The 6,798-nt window shown below is 71.6% G+C and carries 8 protein-coding genes; 3 read left to right on the forward strand and 5 right to left on the reverse strand.

Translation table 11 applies throughout. The features are described from left to right. Positions 1-302 (forward strand): FAD-binding protein (locus AB0J09_RS51620; RefSeq protein WP_360709039.1); only part of this gene is annotated, 302 nt, incomplete at its 5' end. After that, complete coding sequence (locus tag AB0J09_RS51625; RefSeq protein ID WP_360709042.1) at positions 299-1,858, forward strand: FAD-dependent oxidoreductase; 1,560 nt, start codon at positions 299-301, stop codon at positions 1,856-1,858. The genes AB0J09_RS51620 and AB0J09_RS51625, both read left to right, overlap by 4 nt. 364 nt (positions 1,859-2,222) lie before the next feature. Here the strand turns inward: AB0J09_RS51625 and AB0J09_RS51630 are convergent, their stop codons facing one another. The 5 genes from AB0J09_RS51630 to AB0J09_RS51650 are packed head-to-tail and all read right to left on the reverse strand — an operon-like array spanning position 2,223 to position 5,749. After that, the gene (locus AB0J09_RS51630) at positions 2,223-2,708 is read right to left on the reverse strand and encodes a metallophosphoesterase family protein (RefSeq protein ID WP_360709044.1); all 486 of its coding nucleotides are present in this window, start codon (positions 2,706-2,708) and stop codon (positions 2,223-2,225) included. A gap of 51 nt (positions 2,709-2,759) precedes the next feature. Next, on the reverse strand, positions 2,760-3,479 hold the full coding sequence (locus tag AB0J09_RS51635; RefSeq protein ID WP_360709046.1) for an SRPBCC domain-containing protein: 720 nt from the start codon (positions 3,477-3,479) through the stop codon (positions 2,760-2,762). A 3-nt stretch (positions 3,480-3,482) separates the two neighbouring features. After that, positions 3,483-4,070 carry a helix-turn-helix domain-containing protein gene (locus AB0J09_RS51640; protein WP_360709049.1) on the reverse strand — a complete coding sequence of 196 codons (588 nt, stop codon included), beginning with the start codon at positions 4,068-4,070 and terminating at the stop codon, positions 3,483-3,485. Between the two features lie 31 nt (positions 4,071-4,101). Then, on the reverse strand, positions 4,102-5,373 hold the full coding sequence (locus AB0J09_RS51645) for a sigma-70 family RNA polymerase sigma factor (RefSeq protein ID WP_360709052.1): 1,272 nt from the start codon (positions 5,371-5,373) through the stop codon (positions 4,102-4,104). Positions 5,374-5,404: 31 nt separating this feature from the next. Next, positions 5,405-5,749, reverse strand: a complete 345-nt coding sequence (locus AB0J09_RS51650; protein WP_360709058.1) for a YciI family protein — start codon at positions 5,747-5,749, stop codon at positions 5,405-5,407. Between the two features lie 318 nt (positions 5,750-6,067). On the opposite strand from AB0J09_RS51650, the gene AB0J09_RS51655 reads away from it, so the two are divergent. After that, positions 6,068-6,798, forward strand: a 731-nt coding sequence (locus AB0J09_RS51655; RefSeq protein ID WP_360709055.1) for a nucleotidyltransferase domain-containing protein, incomplete at its 3' end; no start/stop codon positions are given.

Below are 6,798 nucleotides of genomic sequence, written 5' to 3' on the forward strand. Positions count from 1 at the left end.
GCGTCGCACGCGGCGTGCCGGTCGCGCCGTCGGCGCGCCCGCCGCAGACCGGGCCGTTCTACGCGCTCATGGTCCAGCCGTCGATCACCTTCACCTTCGGCGGCGTTCGCACGAACACCGATGGCGCGGTCCTCGACCATGACGGCAGGCCGGTGCCCGGCCTCTTCGCCGCCGGCGCCGACATCGGCGGGCTGTCCAACTACGGCTACGCGGGCGGCCTGGCTCCCGGCTACATCTCCGGCCGCTGGGCGGGCCGGTCGGCCGCCGCCCGTGCGATCGACTCCACACGAGGGGAAGCATGATCTACACGGCAGACGTCCTGGTCATCGGCGGTGGCGGTTCGGGCATGGGCGCCGCCATCTCCGCGGCCACCAGCGGCGCCTCGGTCATCGTCCTGGAGAAGTGCCCGCAGGTGGGCGGCAGCACCGCGATGTCGGTGGGCTCCTTCACGGCGGCCAACACCTCCTACCAGTACCGGGCGGGGGTCAACGACAGCATCGACCTGTTCGTCGAGGACATGAAGGTCGCCAACGGCACCTTCGAGGAGCGGGAGAACAAGGAGCTACGCCGGATCCTGGCCGAGAACGCCGGGCCGACGGTCGAATGGCTCTCCAGCATCGGCGTACAGTTTCTCGGCCCGACCCCGGAGCCGCCGTATGAGAAGCCGCGGATGCACAACGTGCTGCCCAACTCCGGGGCCTACCGGGAGGCGCTCCTGCGCGAGTGCAGGAAGCGGGGCGTCACCATCCATACCAGCATGCGGGTCGACAGGCTCCTGCGTAACGCGGCCGGGGAGATCATCGGCGCCGGCGCGAACGGCAGGAACTACTTCGGCCGGCGCGGCGTCATCCTGGCCACCGGCGACTACTCCGCCTCCACTGAGCTCAAGGCCCGCTTCGTCGGGGAGGACGCGGCCAGGATCCCCCCGGTCAACCCGAACAACACCGGGGACGGGTTCCACCTCGGCACCGATGCCGGTGCGGTGATGACGCAGATGGACCGGCTCTATGAGGGCCTGCGTTTCGCGCCGTCGAACCGGCCCGACCTCATCAAGATGCTCCCCTCGCATCCCCTCGTCTCCCGCATCATGCGGGCCGTCGTCGAACGCCTGCCGAAGAATCTGCTCGCCTACGTCATCCGCGGGGCGCTCACCAGCTGGATCGGCCCGAACAACACGATGTACCGCGCCGGAGCGATCCTCGTGACGCCGGACGGGCGGCGCGTGGCCAACGAGGACTCCGACAAGATCCTGGCCCGCGCCGTCGCGGCCACCGACGCCAATTCCGGCTACATGATCTTCGACTCCCGGGTTGCCGGGAAGTTCTCCGCGTGGCCCAATCCCGTCTCCACCTTTCCCGGCGTGGCCTATGCCTACGTGCAGGACTACAGGCGCTACCGCCCGGACGTCTTCCACCGCGCCGGCACCGTCGAGGAACTGGCCGCCGGCATCGGCGTGGACCCTGCCGCGCTGCGGGCGACGGTCGACCGGTGGAACCGGCAGGTCGCGGCCGGCCAGGACGCCGAGTTCGGCCGGGAGCACCTCGGCGAGGGCATCACCGCCGGACCCTTCTACGCGCTCGGCCCGATGAACGCCTACGTCACGCTGGCCGACGGTGGCCTCGCCGTCGACACCCGGCTGCGGGTGACCGACACCGGTGGCGAGCCGATCCCCGGTCTGTGGGCCGCGGGGTCGACCGGGCAGGGCGGCCTGCAACTGCTCAACCACGGCCTGCACATCGGGTGGGCGATGGTCTCCGGCCGGCTGGCCGGGCGGCACGTCGCGCAGGCGCAGAGCCGTCTCGACCTGGACCCGGTGGAGCCCGCACAGACCCGTCGCTCGCCGGGTGTGTCCAGTTAACGGCTCTGGCACGCCCGCAAGAACGTCACCGCAGTCGAGATGCAGATCGATGATCTCCTCATCGACGGCCACCGGTTCGCTGCACACTGTCACCTGGTCACAGACCATCGCAAGCGGCCTCATCTACCGGGTCCGTGCGCCGATCGACCGGCTCATCGTCGCTCTCGTACTACACACCAAGGATCTGCCCGGCTCTCCGACTCGACGGCGTCGTCACCGCCACGCCCGACAGCCTGTACGTCGCATACCTGCCGGACCACCCCGCTCTACCCGTGGCCCGCGGCGGAGCGGTACAGCTACCTCGGTTACGCCAAGGTCATGGAGGAGCTCAAGGCCGACCTCGAGAAGGCCCGCGACGACCTCGTCAAGTGACGGGCACGATCTCGGCGCGGGTCAGGACGCCGTCCTCGACGGTGAGCAGGCCCAGCGTGCCGTGCGGCTGGCGGCGGCGGTCGGTGGGCGAGCCGGGGTTGAAGATGCGCAGTCCGTCGCCGCCCGACTCGTCGAGCGGGATGTGGGAGTGACCGAAGACGACCAGGTCAGCCTGCGGGAAGCGGCGCCGCATGCGGGCCAGGCGGCCCTTGGCCGGGCCGCTGTCGTGGATCATCCCGATCCGCAGCCCCTCCAGCGTCAGCTCCAGGGTCTCCGGCGCCACCACGTCCGGCCCGTCGTTGTTCCCCTTCACGACGTGAACCGGCGCGTACGCGGCCAGCTCGTCGAGGACTGACGCGACGCAGACGTCGCCCGCGTGCAGGATGACGTCCGCGCCCCGCAGATACTCGGCGACCCGGGACGGGCACGAACGCCACCTCCTGGGCGCATGCGTGTCCGACAACGCGACGACTTTCACACCGTCACCCTGCCCACTCCGCACCGGCACCCAACGCGCCTCCCCCGGGCGTCAGGCGCCTTCGCCCGCGTACAGGTCCTCGAGCCAGGCCTGCCACAGCTGCCCCTCGTCCTGTCCGTCGAACAGCACGTGGGCGGCGATCATGGGCCCGTTGAATCCCTGGAGGAAGCGGTAGACGGCGTTCTCGGCGCGGATGCCGAGCGTCTGGGAGTTGCGGAAGTACACGACCCCCTCGGCCGAACCGAGACGCACCCGGTCACCGGGGGACGGCGGCCCGCCCAGCGCGGCGTACAGGGTCTCCCAGGCGCTGGGCCAGTCGTGGACCATCGGTCCGAACGCCGTGACCGGCCTCGCCGCCCGTCCTGCGAAGTGGGAGAGGTATTCGGCCAGCGTCGCGAAGAACATCTCCAGCCCGAGCGACATGGCCTCGAACTCGTCCTGCCAGTCGTCCCCCGGCAGGAACCCGCTGGTCACCATGCGCACGAGCGTGGTGCCCCGGTCCCGGCCCTCGACGAGGAACTCGTAGGCGACGAACCGCCCGTCGTCCGCCTTGTCACTGCTGTGGGCGAAGTGCTGGAGCGGTTCGGCGGCGGTCACCGCGGACGGGGGCATCTCGCCACCGCCGAAAGCGGTGCGCACGACGCCGTTCGCCACGTCGTTGCGGCCCATGAACCACGAGTCGATGCCCGGGCCCGTCGAGATGGCCTCCCATACCTCCTCGGGCGTCGCCTCGACCACGGCCTCATGGGGGAGTTCGAACGAGTGCCCCAACGCTCAGCGCTCCTTCTTCACGGCGGGATGCACGGCGACGATCAGCCGGTGATCGCGCCCGCCCTGGGCGGATTCATCGTGATATTTGCTGACCAGCTCTGTCACGCACTGCGCCAGCTCCTCCGCGAACGCCGCCCGGTCGGCCGCCGACGCGAAGCGCACCTCGCCGTCGATGGCGAACGTCGCCACCCGCTTCTGCGCCTTGGCGGCCCCGGTGATCAGCGTGCCGACATCGCGTACTAGCTGCGCGGCCAGCGCCAGCAGCCAGCGCGCCGACAGCCGGTCGGGGGATTTGCCGGGGTCGGGCTGGACGGCGGCCAGCGCGGTCGGCGAGATCACGAAGGACGCGGCGGTGGCCTGCATCACCCGCTCGGTGACGTTGCCCTTCCTGCGCTCCTCGACCAGCTCGACCAGCCCGTGCCGCTCCAGCGTCCGCAGGTGGTAGTTGACCTTCTGCCTGGCCAGCCCGACCTTGGCCGCCAGCGACGTGGCCGAGCCCGGCTCGACCAGTGCGGCCAGCAGCTTCGACCGCATGGGGTCGAGCGACGCCTCGGCCGCCGCCGCATCTTCGATCACCGCGACTTCGTGCATGGTGAAACGATGCCACCGACAAAAATCATTGTCAAGACAAGCGGGCTGCTCGGCTCTCGAGATATCGCTGTTCGGGAAGGCTGGTGGTACGCCGGGCCGCCTCGCGATATCCGGCCACCGCGCCCGCCACGTCGCCCTCCATCTCCAGCAGGTGCGCGCGTACCGCGGCCAGGCGGTGGTGACCCGACATGCGCTCGTCGGCGGCCAGGCGTTCGAGCAGGTCGAGCCCGGCCCGCGGGCCGCGGACCATGGCGACGGCGACCGCGTGGTTGAGCTCGACCACCGGGTTGACCTCGATGCGGGACAGCACGCCGTACAGCGCGAGGATCTGCGGCCAGTCGGTCTCCACGGCGGTGGGCGCCTCGTCGTGCACGGCCGCGATGGCCGCCTGGAGCTGGTAGGGGCCGACGGCGGTGGTGGACAGGGCGGTGCTGACCAGCTTCACGCCCTCCTCGATGAGCCCGTGGTCCCACAGGTTCCTGTCCTGCTCGGCGAGCGGGATCAGCTCGCCGCCCGCGCCGGTGCGCGCGGGCCTGCGCGCCTCGGTGAGCAGCATGAGCGCCAGCAGCCCGGCGACCTCGCCGTCGCCGGGCAGCAGCCGGCGTACGGCCCTGGTGAGCCTGATCGCCTCGCCTGTCAGCTCGGCTCTGTGCAGCTCCGGGCCCGAGGTGGCGGTGTAGCCCTCGTTGAAGATCAGATAGAGCACGTGCAGCACGACGCGCAGCCGTTCCTCCCGCTCGCCTTCCGGCGGCAGCCGGAAGGGCACGCCGGTGGACTTGATGCGCTGCTTGGCCCGGCTGATGCGCTGCGCCATCGTCGCCTCCGGCACCAGGAACGCGCTGGCGATCTGCGCCGTCGTCAGCCCGCCCACGGCCCGCAGCGTGAGCGCGAGCTGCGAGGCCTGCGACAACGACGGGTGGCAGCAGAGGAAGAGCAGCGTCAACGTGTCGTCCTGACCGCCGGGCCGCTCGTCGCCGGGCGCCGGGGCCGTGAACTCGTCGGCCGGCACACTGACCGCGACGCTCTCCTCCCTGCGTCGCCGCGCGTGCTCGCTGCGCACCTGGTCGATGATCCGGCGCGAGGCGACCGTGATCAGCCAGGCCCGCGGGTTGTCCGGCAGCCCCTGCTCGGGCCACTGCACGGCCGCGTCGAGCAGGGCCTCCTGCACGGCGTCCTCGGCCAGGTCGAACTGCTCGTAACGCCGTACGATCGCGCCCAGCGCCTGCGGCGCCAGCTCCCGGAGCAGCTCCTCGAACGCCCGCGCCTCCGGGCGCGCGCCGTCGCCGCCCGGCCCGCGTCGCACGCCGCTCACCCTCGCCGGCCCCGGACGCCGCTCAACCCTCAACCTCGTCGACGATCGGCCGTACCTCCATCGCGCACAGCCGGGCGTCCGGCCAGCGCGCGGCGATCTCGACGGCCCGCTCGGGGGTCGCGCAATCGACGATCAGGTAGCCGGCCAGGTACTCCTTGGCCTCGAGGAAGGGACCGTCGGTGACCGCGGGCAGGCCGTCGCGCACCTTCACCGTCCTGGCGGCGGCGGGGCCCTCCAGCGCCTGGCCGCCGGCCAGCTCACCGCTCTCGCTCAGCTCCTTCATCAGCGCGTCGACCTCCGCCATCACCTCGTCGGCGCTGCCGGCGATCGTCTCCTGGGACGCGGGATTGGTGTAGATCATCAGCATGTATTTCACGGGCCACATCCTAGACCTCGGCAAAGCGTCTGATCTTGGGGCGAAATCCCAGCTCACGGGCGATCGGCTCGGGTTGCCCGCATGCGAGCCTCAGGGGCGCGGCCGGCCTCCTCCCCCGCCCGGCCCGCTTCCGACTCGCTTCGGTTTCCGGCCCGCTCCCGCGCCCGCCCGCTTCCCACCCACTTCCGGTTCGCTCGCGTGGTGAGCCCCGCCGTCCCGGGTGCGCGCTCGGCGGGGAGGCGGCGGCACGGCGGGCGGGCGCGGTTAAACCGGTGGGTCACCAGGTGGGGAACGCTCTAGGCTCGCCCCATGGAGGATCCGGATATTCACGCCATAGCCGCCCGCCTGGCTGAGGTGCCCGGCGTGGTGGCCGTCGTCCTGGGCGGCAGCCGGGCGCGCGGCACGCACCGTCCGGACTCCGACATCGACCTCGGCCTCTACTACCGAGGCCCGCTGGCCGTGGCCGAGTTGCGGGCGCTGGCGGGCGAGGTGACGGGCGAGCCGACCGAGGTGACCGAGCCGGGCGGCTGGGGCCCGTGGGTGGACGGCGGCGGCTGGCTCACCGTACGGGGATGGCGGGTGGACTGGATCTACCGCGACCTCGACCGCGTCCGCCGGATCTGGCGCGATTGCCGGGAGGGCCGCTACGAGATCGGCTTCCAGGTCGGCCACCCACTCGGCTTCTACTCCCACGCCTACGCCGGCGAGGTCGCCCTGTGCAAGATCCTCACCGACCCCACCGGCGAGCTGGCCGCCCTGCGGGACGAGCTGTCGAAGGAGTACCCGCCGCCGCTGCGGGAGGCCCTCATCCGGAGGTTGGGGGAGGCCGACTTCGCCCTGAACATCGCCCGATACGGCGCCACCGGCCAGGACCCGGTGTACGCGGCCGGGGCGCTGTTCCGCGCGATCGGCGTCGCCTGCCACGCCCTGCACGCCGCCGACGGCGCCTGGCTGATCAACGAGAAGGGCATGGTCGCCTCGGCCGCCAAGCTCCCGTCCGCGCCCGCCGGCTTCGCCGAACGCGCCCAGGCGCTGCTCGC

This window comes from Nonomuraea sp. NPDC049784 (assembly GCF_040659615.1).
Taxonomy (GTDB): Bacteria; Actinomycetota; Actinomycetes; order Streptosporangiales; family Streptosporangiaceae; genus Nonomuraea.